This window comes from Frigidibacter sp. SD6-1 (genome assembly GCF_030143255.1).
GTDB lineage: Bacteria > Pseudomonadota > Alphaproteobacteria > Rhodobacterales > Rhodobacteraceae > TMP-24.
This window is the reverse complement of record NZ_JARJNR010000008.1, coordinates 1-20,253: the sequence shown is the minus strand read 5'-3', so window position 1 is coordinate 20,253 and position 20,253 is coordinate 1. Positions and strand designations below refer to the sequence as shown.

At 65.5% G+C, this 20,253-nt stretch carries 23 protein-coding genes; 16 read left to right on the top strand and 7 right to left on the bottom strand.

From position 1 onward, the window contains the following. Window positions 1-184 precede the first annotated feature (184 nt). Together P0645_RS15090 and preA are read left to right on the top strand one after the other, a co-directional pair. Complete coding sequence (locus P0645_RS15090; protein ID WP_284165420.1) at window positions 185-1,519, top strand: NAD(P)-dependent oxidoreductase; 1,335 nt, start codon at window positions 185-187, stop codon at window positions 1,517-1,519. Between the two features lie 97 nt (window positions 1,520-1,616). After that, entirely contained in the window at window positions 1,617-2,918 is a 1,302-nt protein-coding gene (preA, locus tag P0645_RS15085; protein WP_284165419.1) for an NAD-dependent dihydropyrimidine dehydrogenase subunit PreA, read from the top strand. Between the two features lie 3 nt (window positions 2,919-2,921). On the opposite strand, the gene P0645_RS15080 is transcribed toward preA, so the two are convergent. Both P0645_RS15080 and P0645_RS15075 read right to left on the bottom strand, forming a co-directional pair. Then, the gene (locus P0645_RS15080; protein WP_284165418.1) at window positions 2,922-3,383 is read right to left on the bottom strand and encodes a hypothetical protein; all 462 of its coding nucleotides are present in this window, start codon (window positions 3,381-3,383) and stop codon (window positions 2,922-2,924) included. Window positions 3,384-3,465: 82 nt separating this feature from the next. Then, complete coding sequence (locus tag P0645_RS15075; protein WP_284165417.1) at window positions 3,466-4,089, bottom strand: TetR family transcriptional regulator C-terminal domain-containing protein; 624 nt, start codon at window positions 4,087-4,089, stop codon at window positions 3,466-3,468. A 248-nt stretch (window positions 4,090-4,337) separates the two neighbouring features. Between P0645_RS15075 and aptA the strand changes: the two genes are divergently transcribed. The 3 genes from aptA to P0645_RS15060 all read left to right on the top strand — a co-directional run bounded on the left by aptA (window position 4,338) and on the right by P0645_RS15060 (window position 6,521). Next, on the top strand, window positions 4,338-5,663 hold the full coding sequence (aptA, locus tag P0645_RS15070) for an omega-aminotransferase AptA (protein ID WP_284165416.1): 1,326 nt from the start codon (window positions 4,338-4,340) through the stop codon (window positions 5,661-5,663). A gap of 94 nt (window positions 5,664-5,757) precedes the next feature. Continuing rightward, window positions 5,758-6,234 (top strand): GNAT family N-acetyltransferase, encoded by a 477-nt coding sequence (locus P0645_RS15065; protein ID WP_284165415.1) that lies wholly within the window; start codon window positions 5,758-5,760, stop codon window positions 6,232-6,234. Next, window positions 6,231-6,521, top strand: a complete 291-nt coding sequence (locus P0645_RS15060) for a cupin domain-containing protein (protein WP_284165414.1) — start codon at window positions 6,231-6,233, stop codon at window positions 6,519-6,521. Before P0645_RS15065 ends, P0645_RS15060 begins: the two co-directional genes overlap by 4 nt. 1 nt (window position 6,522) lies before the next feature. On the opposite strand, the gene P0645_RS15055 is transcribed toward P0645_RS15060, so the two are convergent. Beyond that, complete coding sequence (locus tag P0645_RS15055) at window positions 6,523-7,032, bottom strand: acyltransferase (protein WP_284165413.1); 510 nt, start codon at window positions 7,030-7,032, stop codon at window positions 6,523-6,525. An 86-nt stretch (window positions 7,033-7,118) separates the two neighbouring features. Continuing rightward, window positions 7,119-7,751, bottom strand: coding sequence for a TetR/AcrR family transcriptional regulator (locus P0645_RS15050; protein ID WP_284165412.1), 633 nt, complete (start codon window positions 7,749-7,751; stop codon window positions 7,119-7,121). 146 nt (window positions 7,752-7,897) lie between these two features. Here P0645_RS15050 and P0645_RS15045 point away from each other — a divergent pair, with 146 nt between their 5' ends. From P0645_RS15045 to P0645_RS15000, 10 genes are all read left to right on the top strand, one after another. Beyond that, window positions 7,898-9,148, top strand: coding sequence for a Zn-dependent hydrolase (locus tag P0645_RS15045; protein WP_284165411.1), 1,251 nt, complete (start codon window positions 7,898-7,900; stop codon window positions 9,146-9,148). 168 nt (window positions 9,149-9,316) lie between these two features. Further along, window positions 9,317-9,658, top strand: a complete 342-nt coding sequence (locus tag P0645_RS15040) for a hypothetical protein (protein WP_284165410.1) — start codon at window positions 9,317-9,319, stop codon at window positions 9,656-9,658. Between the two features lie 14 nt (window positions 9,659-9,672). Next, on the top strand, window positions 9,673-11,127 hold the full coding sequence (gene hydA / locus P0645_RS15035) for a dihydropyrimidinase (RefSeq protein ID WP_284165409.1): 1,455 nt from the start codon (window positions 9,673-9,675) through the stop codon (window positions 11,125-11,127). A gap of 35 nt (window positions 11,128-11,162) precedes the next feature. Next, complete coding sequence (locus P0645_RS15030; protein WP_284165534.1) at window positions 11,163-11,963, top strand: ABC transporter ATP-binding protein; 801 nt, start codon at window positions 11,163-11,165, stop codon at window positions 11,961-11,963. Window positions 11,964-11,972: 9 nt separating this feature from the next. Further along, window positions 11,973-12,305, top strand: coding sequence for a hypothetical protein (locus P0645_RS15025; RefSeq protein WP_284165408.1), 333 nt, complete (start codon window positions 11,973-11,975; stop codon window positions 12,303-12,305). Then, window positions 12,302-13,168: an ABC transporter permease gene (locus tag P0645_RS15020; RefSeq protein ID WP_284165407.1), complete on the top strand. Its 867-nt coding sequence runs from the start codon at window positions 12,302-12,304 to the stop codon at window positions 13,166-13,168. The genes P0645_RS15025 and P0645_RS15020 overlap by 4 nt, the downstream gene beginning before the upstream one ends. Beyond that, window positions 13,165-14,010: an ABC transporter permease gene (locus P0645_RS15015; protein ID WP_284165406.1), complete on the top strand. Its 846-nt coding sequence runs from the start codon at window positions 13,165-13,167 to the stop codon at window positions 14,008-14,010. Before P0645_RS15020 ends, P0645_RS15015 begins: the two co-directional genes overlap by 4 nt. Window positions 14,011-14,056: 46 nt before the next feature. Further along, window positions 14,057-15,040: an ABC transporter substrate-binding protein gene (locus P0645_RS15010; protein ID WP_284165405.1), complete on the top strand. Its 984-nt coding sequence runs from the start codon at window positions 14,057-14,059 to the stop codon at window positions 15,038-15,040. A 108-nt stretch (window positions 15,041-15,148) separates the two neighbouring features. Further along, window positions 15,149-15,313 (top strand): hypothetical protein, encoded by a 165-nt coding sequence (locus tag P0645_RS15005; RefSeq protein WP_284165404.1) that lies wholly within the window; start codon window positions 15,149-15,151, stop codon window positions 15,311-15,313. A gap of 69 nt (window positions 15,314-15,382) precedes the next feature. Further along, entirely contained in the window at window positions 15,383-16,681 is a 1,299-nt protein-coding gene (locus P0645_RS15000) for a helix-turn-helix domain-containing protein (RefSeq protein WP_284165403.1), read from the top strand. 48 nt (window positions 16,682-16,729) lie between these two features. On the opposite strand, the gene P0645_RS14995 is transcribed toward P0645_RS15000, so the two are convergent. The 3 genes from P0645_RS14995 to P0645_RS14985 are packed head-to-tail and all read right to left on the bottom strand — an operon-like array spanning window position 16,730 to window position 19,302. Continuing rightward, window positions 16,730-17,440: a DUF502 domain-containing protein gene (locus tag P0645_RS14995; protein WP_284165402.1), complete on the bottom strand. Its 711-nt coding sequence runs from the start codon at window positions 17,438-17,440 to the stop codon at window positions 16,730-16,732. Between the two features lie 48 nt (window positions 17,441-17,488). Continuing rightward, complete coding sequence (locus P0645_RS14990; protein ID WP_284165401.1) at window positions 17,489-18,406, bottom strand: pseudouridine-5'-phosphate glycosidase; 918 nt, start codon at window positions 18,404-18,406, stop codon at window positions 17,489-17,491. Next, window positions 18,403-19,302, bottom strand: a complete 900-nt coding sequence (locus P0645_RS14985; protein WP_284165400.1) for a PfkB family carbohydrate kinase — start codon at window positions 19,300-19,302, stop codon at window positions 18,403-18,405. The genes P0645_RS14990 and P0645_RS14985 overlap by 4 nt, the downstream gene beginning before the upstream one ends. A gap of 95 nt (window positions 19,303-19,397) precedes the next feature. Between P0645_RS14985 and P0645_RS14980 the strand changes: the two genes are divergently transcribed. Beyond that, complete coding sequence (locus tag P0645_RS14980; protein WP_284165399.1) at window positions 19,398-20,072, top strand: TIGR02453 family protein; 675 nt, start codon at window positions 19,398-19,400, stop codon at window positions 20,070-20,072. Window positions 20,073-20,253 lie beyond the last annotated feature (181 nt).

The window sequence follows — 20,253 nt, the reverse complement described above, 5'->3', positions numbered from 1 at the left end:
AGTGAAAAGCGCCGATCTGCTGGCCCGGGCCGGGCGGCTCGTCGAAGCCCTTCGGGCACTCCTCGCGGGCGCCCGCCTGGCGACGAGCGTCGAAGACGACGAGGAGCCGTTCTAAAAATTTACCATTTGATAAAAAAATCGACTCGTGTCATGATTCCCGAAAGAACAAGCCAGGGAGGCCTCCGTGTCCAATAGCCAGTTCACGCCCGGCGTGGCGTCGGGAAGGCTTGCAGCCGACGATTATGCAAGGAATTTCGGTGATATCGCTCCGCGGCTCGAGCCGCACGAGGCGCGGGTGGCGGCGGATCGCTGCTACTTCTGCCATGACGCGCCCTGCATGACGGCCTGCCCGACCTCGATCGACATCCCGCTCTTCATTCGGCAGATTTCGACGGGCACGCCGGAAGCGGCGGCGAGGACGATCTTCAGCCAGAACATCCTTGGCGGCATGTGCGCCCGCGTCTGCCCGACCGAACAGCTTTGCGAAGAGGCCTGCGTGCGCGAGACGGCCGAAGGCAAGCCGGTCGAGATCGGGCGGTTGCAGCGTTATGCGACCGACAGCCTGATGGAGGCGGGGGTGCATCCCTTCGCCCGCGCCGAACAGACCGGCAAGAAGGTGGCGGTTGTCGGGGCGGGTCCGGCGGGGCTGTCGGCCGCCCATCGTCTGGCGATGAAGGGTCACGATGTTGTCGTCTATGATGCGCGGGCCAAGGCCGGTGGCCTGAACGAATATGGCATTGCCAGCTACAAGGCGCCGGGATCCTTCGCCGCCAACGAGGTGCAGTGGCTGTTGAAGATCGGCGGCATCCGGATCGAGAACGGCAAGAGCCTCGGGGACGGTCTTGCGCTGGACAGTCTGAAGCAGGATTTCGATGCGGTCGTGCTGGCCGTGGGACTTGCCGGCGTCAATGCGTTGCGGGCCGAGGGCGAGGGGCTGGGCAATGTCCTGAATGCGGTCGATTTCATCGCGGAGCTGCGCCAGCAGCCCGACAAGGCAAAGCTGAATGTCGGGCGCGATGTGGTGGTGATCGGCGGCGGCATGACGGCGGTGGACGCGGCCGTCCAGTCGAAGCTGCTGGGGGCCGAGAATGTCACCATCGCCTACCGGCGCGGGCGCGAGAAGATGTCGGCCTCGACCGACGAGCAGGACCATGCGACCGGCGTCGGCGTGCGTATCCTGCACAATGTGGCGCCTGTCCGCGTTGTCGGAAACGGCGCGGCGCAGGAAGTGGAATTCGCCTATACCGAGGATGGTCCATCGGGGCTGAAACTGTCGTCCGAGACCTTCCGGCTGAAGGCCGATCAGGTGATGAAGGCGATCGGCCAGACCCTGTCGGGCCAGCCCGAGGGGCTGAAGCTCGAGGGCGGCAAGATCGCGGTGACCGGGACGGGGCGGACCTCCGTCCCCGGCGTCTGGGCGGCGGGCGACTGCGCGTCGGGTGGCGAGGATCTGACGGTGACGGCGGTCGCCGAGGGGCGCGACGCGGCCGAGGATATTCATGCAAGCCTGATGGGCTGAAGCGAAACCCCACGCCCCGGACTTGATCCGGGGCCTCCAGCAATCGCCATGAGGTCCCGGATCGAGTCCGGGACGCGGCGGACAGGGAGATTGAGACATGGCAAACCTGACCAGCACTTTCATCGGCATCAAAAGCCCCAATCCGTTCTGGCTGGCGTCGGCCCCGCCCACGGACAAGAAATACAACGTCGAGCGCGCTTTCGAGGCGGGCTGGGGCGGGGTCGTCTGGAAAACGCTCGGCTCCGAGGGCCCGCCGGTCGTCAATGTCAACGGCGCGCGCTATGGCGCGATCTGGGGGGCGGACCGGCGGCTTCTGGGCCTGAACAATATCGAGCTGATCACCGACCGGCCTTTGCAGGTCAACCTGCAGGAGATCAAGGAGGTCAAGCGCAAGTGGCGCGACCGCGCGCTGATCATCTCTCTGATGGTGCCTTGCGACGAGGACTCGTGGAAGGACATCCTGCACCGGATCGAGGATACCGAGGCCGACGGGGTGGAACTCAACTTCGGCTGCCCGCACGGCATGGCCGAACGCGGCATGGGATCGGCCGTCGGGCAGGTGCCGGAATATATCGAGATGGTCACGCGCTGGGTGAAGCAATACAGCCGCATGCCCTGCATCGTGAAGCTGACCCCGAACATCACCGACATCCGCCGTCCGGCGGAGGCGGCGAAGCGCGGCGGGGCCGATGCGGTTTCCCTCATCAACACGATCAACTCGATCACATCGGTCGACCTCGACCTGTTCGCGCCGGAGCCCACCATCGACGGCAAGGGCACGCACGGCGGCTATTGCGGCCCGGCGGTGAAGCCGATCGCGCTGAACATGGTGGCCGAGATTGCCCGGTCCGAGGCGACACGCGGCCTGCCGATTTCGGGCATCGGCGGCGTCACCACCTGGCGCGACGCGGCGGAGTTCATGGCGCTTGGCGCGGGCAACGTCCAGGTCTGCACGGCGGCCATGACCTATGGCTTCAAGGTCGTGCAGGAGATGATCTCGGGCCTGTCGCAATACATGGACGAAAAGGGCATGGCCTCGACCGCCGAACTGGTCGGGCGGGCGGTGCCGAATGTCACCGACTGGCAGTATCTGAACCTGAACTATGTGACGAAGGCGGTCATCGACCAGGATGCCTGCATCAAATGCGGGCGCTGCTATGCGGCCTGCGAGGATACGTCGCACCAGGCCATCGACATGTCGGCCGACCGGACCTTTACCGTCAAGGAAGAGGAATGCGTCGCCTGCAACCTCTGCATCGACGTTTGCCCGGTCGAGAGCTGCATCACGATGCGCACGCTCGATCAGGGCGAACTGGACAAGCGCACCGGCCGCAAGGTCGGCACCTATGCCAACTGGACGACGCACCCGAACAACCCGGCGGCGAAGGCCGCCGAGTAGGGCCTACACCTGGATATCGACCCTGGCGGGCGCGGGATCATCCGTCGCCCGCCAGTCGTTTGGCGGTCGCGCAGTCGCGTCGGATGCCCCGGCTTCGGCACGCGCCCGATCCGCGTCGGCCTGAGCCTCGTCTGACCGGTCCGCCGCATCGCGCTCCTGCGCGTCGGCGCTCTCGGCCGCCCTTTCGGCGGCCCGCGCAAGGTTCTTGCGCTCCCGCGCCTCCGCCTCCAGCACATTGGCCTCAAAAGCAGGCGGCGGGCCCGTCGGCGGCTCTGGGCCGATCACCCGTGGCAAGCCTTCCAGCCAGTCGCGTGTCCGTTCGCGCGGGCTGCGCTGGTCGGCATCGTTGCGCGCAGTCCCGGACCCGTCCGATGGCTTGATCGCCTCGGTCGTCTGCGGCCGCGCGGGCCGCACATGCATCGGCAGCCCCGCCAAGGGCTGCACGGAAGTGAGCATATCCACCATCTGAGCTTCCCCTTCGAGGAAACCCCCACCAACGCACAGCGTCGCACCGGGGCATTAAGAAAAGGTTAGAAAACGGCAGGCGTCAGACGCGAAGCAGCCGTTCGAAGAGCGTCTCCAGGAAATCCTGCGCCTCGGCATATGGATCGTGGCCGTCGCCCAGGACCGCGCGTACCTGCACGTCGAAATCGGCGTAATGCTGCGTGAGCGCCCAGATCGAGAAGATCAGGTGATGCGGCGGCACTGCGGCGATCCGCCCCTCGGCCTGCCAGCGAGCGATCACCGCGGCCTTCTCGTCGACGAGTGCCTTCAGATCGCCGCCCAGCGCCTGCGTGATCCGGGGCGCGCCTTGCAGGATCTCGTTGGCGAAAAGTCGGCTTTCGCGCGGGTAGTCGCGGCTCAGTTCCAGCTTGCGGCGGACATAGTCGAGAATTTCGCCCTGCGGGTCGCCCGCCGCGTCAAGCGCGCGCAAGGGATCGAGCCAGGTATCGAGTAGCTGGCCCAGCAGTTCGGCGTGAACCGCCTCTTTCGACGGAAAATAGTAAAGAAGATTCGGTTTCGACAGGCCGGCGACCTCTGCAATCTGGTCTACGGTGGCGCCACGGAACCCCTGCGCCGAAAAAACATCGAGCGCGGCATCGAGGATCGCCTGCCGGTTGCGCGCCTGAATGCGTGTCGGCGCTCGCTTCTTCTTCTGGGGTTCGCTCACGCGTCGGTCCTCCGACCGGCAGGATAGACGCGCGCACCCGCCGCCCGCAAGCGCAGACCGTCCAGCCTGCGCCCTGAAGGGGTGAAAAATTTATTTAGCGATTCTGCCGGATTTGTTTCGTTTCTATTTATTGCTTCGCGCTGCTCTGCTACATTATGGCCATCGTCCGGCCAGGCGCCTGCCGCGAGATTCGCGGCGCCGCACAGGGGGCGCTCACCGGGCCGGAAGCCCGTTCATGGGAGAGAGACATGGCGCTTGACCGCAAGCCCGCACCGAATGACCTCAACGCCTTCTGGATGCCGTTCACCTCGAACCGCCAGTTCAAGCAAAGCCCGCGCATGTTCGTGGCCGCCAAGGACATGCATTACACCACCTCCGACGGCCGCCAGGTTCTGGACGGTACGGCGGGCCTCTGGTGCTGCAACGCCGGCCATTGCCGTCCGAAGATCACCGAGGCGATCCAGAAACAGGCGGCGGAACTGGACTATGCGCCGGCGTTCCAGATGGGCCATCCGATCGCCTTCGAACTGGCCAACCGGATCATCGACATCGCGCCGAAGGGCATGGAGCATGTGTTCTACACGAACTCCGGCTCGGAATCCGTTGAAACCGCTCTGAAAATCGCCATCGCCTATCATCGGGCGCGGGGCGAGGGGACGCGGACGCGCCTGATCGGCCGCGAACGCGGCTATCACGGCGTGAACTTCGGCGGCATCTCGGTCGGCGGGATCGTGAACAACCGCAAGTTCTTCGGCACGCTTCTGGCGGGCGTCGACCACCTGCCGCACACCCATATTCCGCAGAATGCCTTTTCCAAGGGCCAGCCGGAGCATGGCGCGAACCTCGCCGACGATCTGGAGCGGATCGTGGCGCTGCATGGGGCCGAAACCATCGCCGCCGTGATCGTCGAGCCGATGGCGGGGTCCACGGGGGTTCTTCTGCCGCCGAAGGGCTATCTGGAGAAGCTGCGCGCGATCACCAAGAAGCACGGCATCCTGCTGATTTTCGACGAGGTCATCACCGGCTTCGGCCGTCTGGGGTCTGCCTTCGCCGCGCAGCATTTCGACGTGCTGCCTGACATGATGACGACGGCGAAGGGCCTGACGAACGGCGTCATCCCGATGGGCGCGGTGATCACCACGGGCGAGGTGCATGATGCCTTCATGACCGGGCCCGAGCATATGATCGAGCTCTTCCACGGCTATACCTATTCGGGCAACCCGATCGCGGCGGCTGCAGGCGTGGCGACGCTGGATACCTACAAGGAAGAGGGTCTGTTCGAGCGGGCGCGGGAGCTGGAAAGCTACTGGGGCGATGCGCTGCATGCGCTGAAGGGCACGCGCAATGTCATCGACATCCGCAACATGGGCCTCATTGGCGCGGTCGAGCTGGAGCCGATCGCGGGCCAGCCGACCAAGCGGGCGTTCAGTGCCTTCCTGAAGGCCTACGAGAAGGGCATCCTGATCCGCACGACCGGCGATATCATCGCCATGTCGCCGCCCCTCATCATCTCGAAGGCCGAGATCGACCGGCTGATCGGCACGCTGAAGGAAGTGCTGGATACGCTGGAATGACGGACGGGCCGGGGGGAACCCCGGCCTTCTTCTTTCGCGGGAGGGTGCCCTGGATATTCATCTCAGACCGGCACGGCCAGGGGACGGGGCGCGGATGCTCGGCATCGTGCTTGCCTCGGTCGAACGCCTGACCGGTGGCCACTACGACGCAGACCAGATCGCCGCCTGGACGCGCGACCGCACGCCCGCCTATTACGAGCCCGATATCGCCGCCGGGCGGACGATCATCGCAGAAAAGGCGGGAAGTGCGGTCGGGTTCGTTTCCTCTGCCCCCGGCGAGCTTACTCGGCTTTTCATCACACCAGAGGTGGCAGGGCAGGGGCTAGGCGCGCGCCTCGTCCGCTACGGGATCGAGCTCGCCTGCGCCGAAACCCTAAGACCGGTGATCCTCCAAGCGACCCTGAATGCCCGACGCTTCTACGAACGGAACGGTTTCATGTATGAAAGCGAGGGTGCCTATGCGAATGGTACCGGCGGCATTCCGGTCCGCATCGCCAACATGACCCTCGCGCCGTCCTTCTATCCGGCAGAACGCCGGTCCGTTTCCCAGATCATGGAGAGCCTTTCATGACCGACCGCCCCGCCTGCACCGCCACCCAGATGATCGACGACCCCCGCGTGCGCGTCACCCGTTTCGATTTTGTGCCGGGGGCCGAGACCGGCTGGCACCGGCACGGGTTCGACTATGTCATCACCGCGATCACCGATTGCCACATGCTTCTCGAGGAGCCGGGCGGCGGCACGCGCCGCGTCACGGTGCCCGCCGGAACGGCCTATCGCCGCAGCGAGGGGGTCGAGCATAATGTCGTCAATGACGGCGACGCGCCCATGAGCTTTGTCGAGGTCGAGCTGAAATAGCTCAGGTCAGCCCCTGTTCGGCGAGCGCACTTTCGGTGGCGTCGGCCGTCAGGAACCGCCCGTAAGGTCCGACCTCGATCCCGGTGCGGATCACTTTCGCCGGATTGCCCGCGACGATGCAGCCCGGCGGCACCGATTTCGTCACCACGGCGCCCGCGCCCACCACGCAGCCGTCGCCGATCTCGACCCCCGGCAGGATCAGGGCGCGCCCGCCGATGAAGCAGTTCTTGCCGATCCGCGTATGCAGATACAGCCCGCGCGTGCGGTCATGGGTCAGGATGCGGCTTTCGAAGGCAAGGTAGGAGTTTTCGCCGACATGCACGCCGGGCGGAAAAGTGCGGTCTAGCTTGGCGGACAAGGACATCTGCACCGTCGGATGCAGATCCATGCCCATCACCTTTGCATAGAAGGTCCGCCGGAGGCCGACAAGCAGGTTCCTGAGACCCGAGAGCCGGTTCAGCCCGCGCTTGCGGGCTTTCTTCATCGGCTGGGTGGGGGGCGTATTGGTCATGCGGCGTCTCTTCTGAACTCGCCGGACCCTTCCCGAGAACCGCGCTGCTGTCAATTCCACGACGCCCCCGCACAGGCAGGGTGCTGCTATAGCGCGCCAATCCCCCGCAGGATGATCGATTTCACACTCTCCTTCGCCGCTTTCCACTGTTTGTCGGAAAGTGGCTTGCCGCCGTTCAGCGTCTCGATCTGGTGGCCGAAGTCGGCATAATGCTGGGTGGTGGCCCAGAGCATGTAGAGAAGGTGGCGCGGATCGACCGGCGCCATCTTGCCCTCGTCGATCCAGCGCTGGATGAGCGCCGCGCGCCCCGCGGTCCAGTCGCGCAGCGTGGTTTCCAGATAATCCTGGATCACCGGTGCCCCGTGCATCACCTCGGACGCCCAAACCTTGGATCCGTCGGCGTGGCGGCGCGAGATTTCCATCTTGGCGTCGATATAGGCGCCGATCCCCTCGACCGGGCCCGGGGCATTGTCGAAACTGTCGGCGGCATGGAGCCAGATGTTGAATATCTTGCGGACGACCTCGCGGTAGAGGTCCTCCTTGGTCGGAAAGTAATAATGCAGGTTCGCTTTCGGCAGACCGGCCATGTCGGCGATCAGTTGCATCGTCGCGCCGCCAAAACCGGCCTCGGCAAAGACCTTTTCGGCCGCCGACAGAATCCGCTGTTCATTTTCCAGCCGGATCGCATTGCGTTTCGAGAGGCGCTCGGGCTCGCTCATCTTCGGGTCGGGGTCCCTTCCGGGTCGTCAAGAAATTCGTTGACCGCTTGGTCAGGTTGTGGTCGTCTCAAAGCTGACCATACGGTCAGGAAGCGAGTCGCCGCAAGGGGCATGAAGACCCCGGCCGGACGACGGGGAGAAAAGACATGACCGCACTCGGGGCCAATGCCCGCATCGATTCCGCCCGCCTGTGGGACAGCCTGATGGAAATGGCCAAGATCGGCCCGGGCGTCGCCGGTGGCAACAACCGCCAGACGCTGACCGACGCCGACAGCGAGGGGCGCCACCTCTTCCAGCGCTGGTGCGAGGCGGCGGGTTGCTCGATGGGCGTCGATTCGATGGGCAACATGTTCGCGACGCGCCCCGGCACCGACCCGGACGCGCTGCCGGTCTATATCGGCTCGCATCTGGATACCCAGCCGACGGGCGGGAAGTTCGACGGGGTGCTGGGCGTGCTCGCGGGGCTTGAGGTCGTGCGCACGATGAATGATCTGGGCATCAAGACGAAACATCCCGTCGTGGTGACCAACTGGACGAACGAGGAGGGCGCGCGGTTTGCACCGGCGATGCTGGCGTCCGGCGTCTTCGCGGGGGTTCATACCGAGGAGTACGCGAAGGGCCGGACCGACCTTGAGGGCAAGGTCTTTGGCGAAGAGCTAAAGCGCATCGGTTGGGTGGGCGACGAAAAGGTCGGCGCGCGCAAGATGCATGCGATGTTCGAATATCACATCGAACAAGGCCCGATCCTTGAGGCCGAGGGCAAAGAGATCGGCGTTGTCACCCATGGCCAGGGCCTGTGGTGGCTGGAGATCACCCTGACAGGCAAGGACGCGCATACGGGATCGACGCCCATGAACATGCGGGTGAACGCGGGGCTTGGCATGGCGCGGATCACCGAACGGGTCCATCAGATCGCCATGGCGCACCAGCCGAACGCGGTGGGCGCGGTGGGGCAGGTGACGGTCTTTCCGAATTCGCGCAATGTCATCCCGGGGAAAGTGGTCTTCACCGTCGACATCCGCTCGCCCGAACAGGCGAAGCTGGACGCGATGCGCGGCGAGGTCGAACGTGCGGCCCATGCGGTGGCGAAGGAATTGGGCCTTGGGTGCTCGATCGAACCGGTCGGGCATTTCGACCCGGTCACCTTCGACCCGACGCTGGTGAAGCGGGTGCGGGCGGCGGCGGAAAGGCTGGGGCTGAGCCATATGGATATTGTGAGCGGCGCCGGCCACGACGCCTGCTGGATCAACCGCGTGGCGCCGACGGTGATGATCATGTGCCCCTGCGTGGACGGGTTGAGCCACAACGAGGCCGAGGAGATTTCGCAAGACTGGGCGGCGCGAGGGGCTGATGTCCTGTTCCATGCGGTCGTCGAGACGGCGGGAGTGGTGGGGTGAACATGTCCGCAAACCCTGTCCCGGGCTTGACCCGGGACCTCGCCTTCAACCCGCGCATCGGCGGCGGGGGAGGCCCCGGGTCAAGCCCGGGGCGGGCGCGATTTTTGATGCGGCGCGAGGGGCGGATGTCCTGTTCCACGCGGTCGTCGAGACGGCGGGGGTAGTGGGGTGAGTGTCGTCCGCCTGCTGGCAGCCGTGACAGGCCTCATCTGCGCCTCTGACGCGAGGGCTTACTATTGTTCGGAGCCGTCCGAACCATACATCCCCGCCGGTTATTCGGCCGACTATGACACCATGACTCGCGCCGAGCGTGATGTCGAAGACTACTTTGACGACGTAGAAAGTTACATCGACTGTCTGCAAGACGAGATCGATTCCAGGCGAACCTCAATCTCGTCACTCACCTATGAGATTGAGGAATTCCAGCGCGATGGCGCGTCTGCCATTTCGGAAGCAGAGAACATTCGAGACGAGTGGGATACGGCAGTACGCCAGTTTAACGCTCGCTAAGAGGGGAGCAAGTCATGTCCACCATCATCAAGAACGGCACCATCGTCACCGCAGACCTGACCTACAAGGCGGATGTACGGGTTGAAAACGGGCGGATCAGCGAGATCGGGCCGAACCTGAAAGGCGATCGGGAACTGGATGCCTCGGGTTGCTATGTGATGCCGGGCGGGATCGATCCGCATACCCATCTCGAGATGCCGTTCATGGGCACCTATTCGACCGACGACTTTGAGTCCGGCACGCGGGCGGCGCTCTCGGGCGGGACGACGATGGTGGTCGATTTCGTGCTGCCCGCGCCGGGGCAGGGGCTGATGGACGGCCTTTCCATGTGGCACAACAAGTCGGGCCGGGCGAACTGCGATTACAGCTTCCACATGGCGGTGACCTGGTGGGGCGAGAAAGTGTTCGAGGACATGGCGCCGGTGGTGCGCGAGCACGGGATCAACACGTTCAAGCATTTCATGGCCTACAAGGGCGCGCTGATGGTGAACGACGACGAGCTTTTCGCCTCGTTCCGCCGCTGTGCGGAACTGGGGGCGACGGCGCTTGTCCATGCCGAGAATGGCGATGTGGTGGCCGAACTGACAGCAAAGCTCCTGGCCGAAGGCAATACCGGGCCCGAGGCCCATGCCTATTCGCGCCCCCCCCAGGTCGAGGGCGAGGCCACCAATCGCGCGATCATGATCGCCGACATGGCGGGCGTGCCGCTTTATGTCGTCCACACCTCCTGCGAGGAGGCGCATGAGGCGATAAGGCGGGCAAAGCAGGCGGGCAAAAGGGTCTGGGGCGAGCCGCTCATTCAGCATCTGACGCTGGATGAGAGCGAATATTTCCATCCCGACTGGGACCATGCGGCGCGGCGCGTGATGTCGCCGCCCTTCCGCAACAAGCACCATCAGGACAGTCTTTGGGCGGGGCTTGCTTCGGGGACGCTCTCATGCGTCGCAACCGACCATTGCAGCTTCACGACCGAGCAGAAGCGCTTTGGCCTGGGGAATTTCGCCAAGATCCCGAACGGGACCGGGGGGCTGGAGGATCGGATGCCGATGCTCTGGACCCACGGGGTGAATACGGGCCGGATCACGATGAACGAGTTCGTGGCGGTGACCTCGACGAACATCGCCAAGATCATGAACATGTACCCGAAGAAGGGCGCGGTTCTGGTGGGGGCGGATGCCGACCTCGTGGTCTGGGACCCGGTGAAGACGAAGGTGATCAGCGCCAAGAGCCAGCAGTCGGCGATCGATTACAACGTGTTCGAGGGCAAAAAGGTCAAGGGCCTGCCGCGCTATACGCTGACGCGCGGCCAGGTGGCGATCAACGACGGCAAGGTAGAGACCCGCGAGGGCCACGGGGCGTTCGTGAAGCGCGATCCGAACGGCACGGTCAACCGGGCGCTGAGCGCCTGGAAGGAACTGACCTCGCCCCGCCCGGTGGAACGGACGGGGATACCGGCGACGGGGGTGTGATGCGCGATCTGACGGGGCCGGAAGGGGACGGGCTGATGAAGGACACGATCAATGCGGCGGCTCCGGTGATCGAGGCGCGCAACCTCAACCTTACGTTCGACACGGCCGATGGCGCGGTGCATGCGCTGAAGGACGTGAACCTGACCATCGGCAAGGGCGAGTTCGTGAGCTTCATCGGCCCCTCGGGCTGCGGCAAGACCACCTTCCTGCGCTGTATCGCGGCCTTGGAGACGCCGACCGCGGGCACCCTGACCGTGAACGGCATGACGCCCGATGAGGCGCGCAAAAGCCGGGCCTATGGTTATGTCTTTCAGGCGGCGGGGCTTTACCCCTGGCGGACGATTGCGGGCAACATCAAACTGCCCTTGGAAATCATGGGCTTTGACCGCGCCGAGCAGGAGAGCCGTGTCGAGCGGGTGCTGGAGCTGGTGGAACTCAAGGGCTTCGGCAAGAAGTTTCCCTGGCAATTGTCGGGCGGCATGCAGCAGCGCGCGTCGATCGCGCGCGCGTTGGCGTTCGATGCCGATCTGCTTTTGATGGACGAGCCGTTCGGGGCCCTGGACGAGATCGTGCGTGACCGGCTGAACGAGGAATTGTTGAAGCTTTGGGCGCGGACGGAAAAGACCATCGGTTTCGTCACCCATTCAATCCCCGAGGCGGTGTATCTGTCCACGAAGATCGTGGTGATGTCGCCCCGCCCGGGTCGCATCACCGACGTGATCGACAGCCCCTTGCCGAAAGAACGGCCCTTGGACATCCGCGACAGCCGGGAGTTCATCGAGATTGCCCACCGGGTGCGCGAGGGGCTGAGGGCGGGGCATGGCGATGATATGTGAGGCGCGGGCATGAGCGGTGTTCTTCCCTGGCTTATCGGCTCGACCGCCGTTTTTATGGCGGCCAATTCCGCGCTGAAGATTCATGCCACGAATGGCGGCTGGGCCATGCTGATCGGCGCGCTGGCGCTCTTCTGCATCGGAAACACGATGATGGTGCAGGTCATGCGCGGCAGCGGGCTCGGCCTCGCAATTGCCATGTCGGTCGTCTTCCAGATGGTCGCGATCTCGCTTCTGGCGATGGTCGCCTTTGGTGAGCGGCTGACCGGGCTGCAATGGGCCGGGATCGGGCTTGGCGTGGTTGCCGTTCTGATGATTGCCTGGCCGAAGGGGGCGGGGGCATGAGGAACATCCTGCCGATCCTGACTGTCGTGGCGACCATTGTCGTCCTTTGGTATCTTGCGGCGGTGAAACTGAACTCCGCCTGGGTCTATGATCAGGCCACGCGCGCCGGGGCGGACATGCCTGCCTTTTCCCAGGTGGTCTCCGAAACGATGAACCAGGACCGCCCGGTTCTGCCGACGCCGCATCAGGTCGGGGCGGAATTGTGGAAATCGACGGTCGGCATGGCGGTGACCTCGAAGCGCAGCCTTGTCTATCATGGCTGGGTGACGATCTCGGCCACGCTGCTGGGCTTTGCGATCGGCACCGGGCTGGGCGTTCTGCTGGCGGTCGGGATCATTCACAACCGGGCGATGGACATGTCCGTGATGCCCTGGGCGATTGCCAGCCAGACCATTCCGATCCTTGCCATCGCGCCGATGATCATCGTCGTCCTGAATTCGCTGGGGCTGCAGGGGCTGGTGCCGAAGGCGATCATCTCGGCCTACCTCAGCTTCTTCCCGGTCGTGGTCGGCATGGTGAAGGGGCTGAGGAGCCCCGATCAGATGCAGCTTGACCTGTTGAAGACCTACAATGCCAGTGCCGCGGGCGCCTTCTGGAAGCTGCGCGTGCCGTCTTCGATGCCCTATCTCTTTGCCTCGCTGAAGGTCGGGATCGCGGCCTCGCTCGTTGGCGCCATCGTCGGCGAATTGCCGACCGGCGCGGTGGCGGGGCTAGGGGCGCGGCTTCTCAGCGGCTCCTACTACGGGCAGACGGTGCAGATCTGGGCCGCGCTTTTCGCGGCGGCCATCGTGGCGGCGGGCATGGTGATCGTGATCGGCCTGATCGAGAAGGGGACCTTGCGGCGCATGGGGATGGTCCGATGAGCTGGGTGACACTTGCACTCGCCGCCTGGGCGGGCGGCTGGTATGTGAACGTCCGGCTGTCGCATTCGCGGGCGGCGCGGACCCGGGTCGGACAGCTGGCCGTGCCGGTGATCTTCGGCATCACGGTCCTGGTCCTCTGGGAGGGTCTGGTGCGTGGCCTCGGTGTCAGCCCGGTGATCCTGCCGCCGCCCTCCGCCGTCGCTGCGCGGATCGGCTCCAGCCTGCCGACGCTGGGCGCCGATTTCTGGCAGACGGCAGTGAAGGGCGCGTTGACTGGCTATCTGCTGGGTTGTGGCGCGGCGGTCTTGACGGCGATTGCCATCGACCGGTCGCCGTTCCTTCAGAAAGGCCTGTTGCCGGTCGGCAATTTCGTGGCGGCGCTGCCCATCGTCGGGGTGGCGCCGATCATGGTCATGTGGTTCGGTTTCGACTGGCAGTCGAAGGCGGCGGTCGTCGTCATCATGGTCTTCTTCCCGATGCTGGTGAACACGGTCGCAGGGCTGAAGGCGACGGACGCGATGCAGCGCGACCTGATGGCCACCTATTCGGCGAGCTACTGGCAGACGCTGGCAAAGCTTAGGCTGCCCGCGGCCATGCCCTTCATCTTCAACGGGCTGAAGATTTCCTCGACGCTCGCCCTCATCGGCGCCATCGTCGCGGAATTTTTCGGCAGCCCCATCGTCGGCATGGGGTTCCGCATCAACGCCTCGATCGGGCAGCTTGCGCTCGACATGATCTGGGCAGAGATTGCGGTGGCGGCATTGGCGGGCTCGGCCTTCTACGGCCTTGTCGCGCTGATCGAACGACGGATGACTTTCTGGCATCCGTCGCAAAGAACGTGACTCAGGCGCCGGGCCAAACCGGCGACGCAACATGGAGGTCGAAGGAATGAGGAAGCTACTGACGGGCGCCATCCTTGCCGCGCTAGGCGCTGGCGGCGCGCAGGCAGCAGACGATGTGACGCTGCAGCTGAAATGGGTCACACAGGCCCAGTTCGCGGGCTATTACGTGGCCCAGGCACAAGGGTTCTACGAGGAAGAGGGGCTGAATGTCACCATCCTTCCCGGCGGCCCGGACGTGGCGCCCACGCAGGTGATCGCTGGCGGCGGCGCGGATGTGGTCATCGACTGGATGCCCTCGGCCCTGGCTGCGCGCGAAAAGGGTCTGCCGCTGGTGAACATCGCCCAACCCTTCAAATCGTCAGGCATGATGCTGACCTGCCGCAAGGACAGCGGCGTCGCCACCTCGGCCGATTTCGCGGGCAAGACGCTGGGTGTCTGGTTCGGCGGCAATGAATATCCGTTCCTGAACTGGATGAACAAGCTTGGCCTGAAGACCGACGGGTCGGACGGCGGCGTGACGGTCCTGAAGCAGGGCTTCAACGTCGATCCGCTTCTGCAGAGCCAAGCGGCCTGCGTCTCGACCATGACCTACAACGAGTATTGGCAGGTCATCGACGCCGGGCTGACGCCCGAAGACCTTGTCGTCTTCAAGTACGAGGACGAGGGCGTGGCGACGCTGGAGGACGGGCTATACGTCATGGAGGAAAAGCTCGCCGACCCGGCCTTCGAGGACAAGATGGTGCGTTTCGTCCGCGCCTCCATGAAGGGCTGGAAATGGGCCGAGGAAAATCCCGATGACGCGGCGATGATCGTTCTCGATAATGACGCCACCGGCGCGCAGACCGAAGCCCACCAGAAGCGGATGATGGGCGAGATCGCCAAGCTGACCGCCGGATCGAACGGCGCGCTGGACGAGGCGGACTACCAGCGCACGGTCGATGCGCTGATGTCGGGCGGGTCGGACCCGGTGATCACGAAGGCGCCGGAAGGGGCCTGGACGCACCAGATCACCGACAAGGCGCTCCAGTAAGGTCTGTACGAGGATCAAGGGGCGCGGAGGTCTTCCTCCGCGCCTTGCCTTTCACCCTTGGCGGCGGCGAAAAAGCCGTTAGAAGGGTGACAGAGACAGGAGGCGCCGGTGCGGAATATTGGTCGGATAAAGTCGGTTTTCGCCGCAGCGGTCATTCTGGCGGCCCTCTCGGCCTGCAACCGTGGCCAGCCGAAACTGACCGAATGCCTGGGCGACGTGCCCGCCGTGCCACGCATCCATGACGTGGCGCCGCCGAACTGCCCGTCGAATTGAGTTGCAGGACTCGCTTGCGGTTTTCCTTGCTTGAAAATCCTGTAAACTCCCTCCTGTAAAGGAGGGCACATGCGCCGCGCGCTAACAGGAACCCGCATCCGCGAACGGCGTTTGCTGCTTGGCCTGACGCAAGCCGATTGCGCCCGCCGCGCGGGCGTCTCGCCTGCCTATCTCAATCTCATCGAACATAATCGCCGCCCGGTCGGGCCCGAGCTGCTGGAAAGGCTTGCCGCGACGCTTGGTGTCGAAACCGGACTGCTGGCCGAAGGGGCGGAAGGGGCGCTTCTTCAGGCGCTGACAGAAGCGGCGGCGAGTGTCGAGCCGACGGCGGCGCCGCCGGAAACGGCGCGCATCGAGGAATTCGTCAGCCGCTTTCCCGGTTGGGCCGCCCTCCTGGCCGAACGTCAGGGACGTGTGCAAAGCCTGACGCGGCGGATCGAGACCCTGTCGGAACGGATGGCGCAGGACCCGTTCCTGTCGGCCTCGCTGCACGAAGTCCTCTCGGCGATCACCGCGATCCGCTCGAGCTCGGCCATCCTCGCCGAGGAAAGCGACCTCGACCCCGAATGGCGCGCCCGCTTTCACCGCAACATTTACGCCGACAGCATCCGCCTGACCGAGGTCTCGACCGCGCTTGCCGCCTGGCTCGATCAGGCGCATGCGCCCGAGGCGGGACTGGCCGCCCCTCAGGAAGAGGTCGAGGCCTGGCTCGCCTCGCGCGGCTGGGAACTGCCGGGACCGGGCGGGGGTGCCGACGATCCCGCGCCGGACCTTGCCTCGGGCGCTGCCCAAGAGCTTGCCGGGCGCCTGATCGCACGGCATCTGTCCGACCTGCGGCTGTTGCCCGACGCGGCGCTCGCGCCGGTTCACGCCGCTACCGGCGATCCGTTCGAGGTCGCGACACGACTGGGGTTGCCTCCCGCGCTGGTCCTTCGGCGCTTGGCGCTGCTGCCGTCGTCCCCTGCCGAAACCGGGACGCCCGCCTTTCCGGAAGGGGCTGCGGCGGTGGCCTGCGACGCGTCCGGCACGCTCACCTTCCGCCGCCCCTGCGCGGGCTTCGCCCTGCCGCGCTTCGGCGCGGCCTGTGCGCTCTGGCCGCTTTACGAGGCATTGTCGCAGCCTTTCACCCCGGTCTCGACGCTTCTGCGGACCGCCGCGCGCGGCAGCGGCGGGCTGTTCCGCGCCTATGCCTGGGCGGAGAGAGCCTATCCGGCGGGCCTTGCCGCGCCGCCGGTGACCGAAGCCTGGATGCTTCTGCTTCCCCTGCGGGCCGCGCCCGATACAGCGCGTGCCGTGGGCTCCTCCTGCCGTGTCTGCGCCGAGACCGCCTGCCCGGCGCGGCGCGAACCCTCTATCGTTGCCGCCTAGCTCTATGCGACCGCGCGGGGGCGATCCCCCGACGCCCCCTGCGCGCCCTCAGCGGGCCGCGATCGCGGCCTTTTCGGCCGGGTAGACGAGACCGGCAGAGATGATCAGCTTGGCGGCATCCTCGACCCCCATCTTGTCCAGCAAGATCACATCCGTGCGTGGCACATAGAGCAGGAAGCCCGAGGTCGGGTTCGGTGTGGTCGGCAGGAAGACCGTCAGCAATTCACCGGAAACCGGTATCTTCTCGGCGATCTCGCCCTTCGCGGCGGTCGAGACAAAGCCCACCGCCCAGATGCCGGGGCGCGGATATTCGATCAGGCAGGCCGTGTCGAACTTCGATTCGCTTTGGGAAAAGACGGTTTCCGCGATCTGCTTCAATCCGTTGTAGATCGAGCGGACGAAGGGCATCCGGTCAACTAGGCCTTCGCCCCAGCCGATCATCTGCCGCCCGATCAGCCCCTTGGCGATCCAGCCGACGAAGATGGTAAAGACGAGGAAGATGATCACGCCGAAGCCACGGATCGACACCGGCGGCTGATAGCCGAGATAGCGGTCGAGCATCACGTCCGGATGGAAGGCGTAGGGCACGAAGGGCAGAACCCAGCTGTCGATCCAGCCGACGATCTTCCAGATGAGCCAGATGGTCAGCCCGACGGGCAGGACGACCACCAGACCGGTCAGGAAATTCGCCCGGAACGCCCCGAGGAGGGTGCGTCGGGCATGGCTATGGGCAGGCGGATGCTGCGGTTCGGCGGTCATGGCGTTCCCTTCCCTTGCCTTCGAACTTAGGCAAGTGCTCTCGCCCTATCAATGGCCGGAAGCGAGCGAAATCGCGATGGCCGATGCAAGGCGGGCATTGTTGAGGACAAGGGCGATATTGGCCTCAAGCGAGCGCCCGTCCGTCAGCCGGAAGATCCGGTCGAGAAGGTAGGGCGTGACCGCTTTGGCGGCGATCCCGTCACGTTCCGCATCGGCAAGGGCAGCCTCGATCACCGGCACGATCACCTCGCGCGGAATCTCTGCCTCGGCGGGGATCGGATTGGCGACAAGCTGGCCGCCCGAAAGCCCGAGCGCGCCCCGCATCCTGTGGGCGCGGGCAATCTCGGGCGCGCTGTTCATGCGCAGCGGCGCGCGAAGGCCCGAGGCGCGCGACCAGAAGGCGGGAAAGTCATCCTGGCCGTAGGCGATGACCGGCACGCCCAGGGTTTCCAGCACCTCAAGCGTCTTCGGCAGGTCGAGGATCGCCTTTGCCCCGGCGGCGACCACGGTGACCGGCGTCTGCGCCAACTCGTGCAGGTCGGCGGAAATGTCGAAACTCGTCTCGGCGCCGCGATGGACGCCGCCGATACCGCCGGTCGCAAAGGTCTCGATCCCGGCCAGATGGGCGCAGATCATCGTCGCGGCAACCGTCGTGGCGCCGGTCCGCCCCGAGGCGAGGCAGGCGGCGATATCGGCGCGGCTGAGCTTCATCGCGTCCGGCGTGCGGGCAAGATCCTCCAGCCCCGCATCATCAAGGCCGACATGGATAGCGCCGGCCATGACCGCGATGGTGGCGGGAACCGCCCCCGCCGCCCGCACCTCGGCCTCGACCCGGCGCGCGGTTTCGAGGTTCTGCGGATAGGGCATGCCATGGGTGATGATCGTCGATTCCAGCGCGACGATGGCGCGGCCCGCGGCCGCCGCCTCGGCAACCTCGGGCGAACGGTGCAGCGGCAGGGCCGTCATGATGTGATATCTCCCGAAACGTAAAGGGCCGCAGCCTCCAGCGCGGCCGCAAGCGCATCGGCGCGGGTCGCGCCGCGTCGCTCGGCCACGAGGTGCGCCGCCATGAACGTATCGCCCGCGCCGGTCACACGTGTCACCAGAACCGGCCGGGGCGGGGCGCTGATGACGCCTTCACCGATGGCACCGTCAGCCGCCGCCTGACCGCCGTTCGTCACCAGCACCCGGCGCGCACCGCGTGCCAGAAGTCCCTCGGCCGCCTCGGGCGCCGAGTGGAAGCGGCGCTGGCACAACAGCCCGGCCTCTTCAAGGTTTACATAGATCGTGGCATTTTCCATCGGCAGGATCGGCAGCAGCCGCTCTGCCTTGCCCGGCGAGGCGGGCGCGATGCGAAGGTCAGCACTGGCAAAAAGCGGCGAGGCGGCAATCTCGGACAGAAGGCTCACGGTCAGATTGCCATCAAGCGCGATCGGCCCCGCCCAGGGCGCACCCGCGCGGCCAAGCCGGCCATCACCGAGCGGCGCGAGGATCTTGTCGCCCGCGCGTTCCAGCGAATGGGCATCCGCAATCGCGGCAATCAAACCGTTGCCGCCCTCGATCGCCATGTAACGGTCGGTCGGCAGGTCGTCGGACCGGTAGGCAAGGCTGCAATCGACGCCAAGCCCCGCCGACGCGGCGATCATCTCCTCGCCCTCGGCGTCACGGCCGATGGCCGTCAGGACGGCGGGCCGCAGGCCGAAGCGCGAGAGTGTCATCGCGATGTTCATCGCCACGCCGCCCGGCAGGCGGCTGATGCGGCCGGGCACATCGGCGCCCGCCTCCATATGTGCAGGCGTGCGGCCGATGATGTCCCACAGGACCGAACCGATGCAGAGAATGTCGGGGGATGCGCTGGTCATTCCCGCTAGATGCAACGCCAAAAGGCGCGGCGCAAGCCGGAGATTGTTTGACCAAGGCCGATCAGATCATGGCAGAATGGTCGGGGAGGTGACCCATGACCTACAGCGGACTGCCGCGCGCGACCTTCGATTTCCTCGCCGATCTCGAGCAGAACAACGACCGTGGTTGGTTTGAAGACCATCGGGCGGACTATGAGGCACACTGGCTTTCTGCCGGGTTCGACCTGATCGCGGCGCTGGCACCCCTTTGCGACCGGATGGAACCCCGGCTTCTCGCCGTGCCGAAGCTCAACCAGTCGCTCCGCCGCATCCACCGCGACACGCGCTTTTCCAGGGACAAGACGCCCTATCAGCCCTCGCTGCACCTGATCCTGTCAACCGGGTCTGCCTTCAACAAGGTGCCGGGCATGCATATCGTGCTGACGCCCGAGGGCCTCGGCTACGGCGCCGGGCATTATGGGCTGGACCCCGCAGCGCTCGACCGGATGCGCGCGCGCATGTGCGATGCTGAGGACCGCGCGGCGCTCCTGTCTGCGCTCGACCGGGCGGCGGAGGCGGGCAGCACGCTCGACGCGCCCGATCTTGCCCGCACGCCCAAAGGGTACGAGACCGAGCCGGGCTGGGATCATCTCCTGCGCCGCAAGAGTCTGATCGCCCGGACGCAAGAGAATCTCGCGCCGCCAGACTGGCTCTTCACGCCAGAGGCGCCCGAACGGCTCGCAGCCATCGCGCGCGCACACCTTCCGCTTCTTGCCTGGCTCTGCGCCTGACCCTTCATCTTGGCCCAAGTACCTCCGCCGGAGGCAATCCCGAGCACCCCGGACCCATGTCCGGGGTGCGAGAGATGGCTTGCGCGGCGCCACAGCGCCGCGCTCCGCCTGAAAACAGCAGGGGAATCGCATTTGAGAAATATCTCTGGCGGTGAGGGGTGATATGGATTCTTTGGAGGGC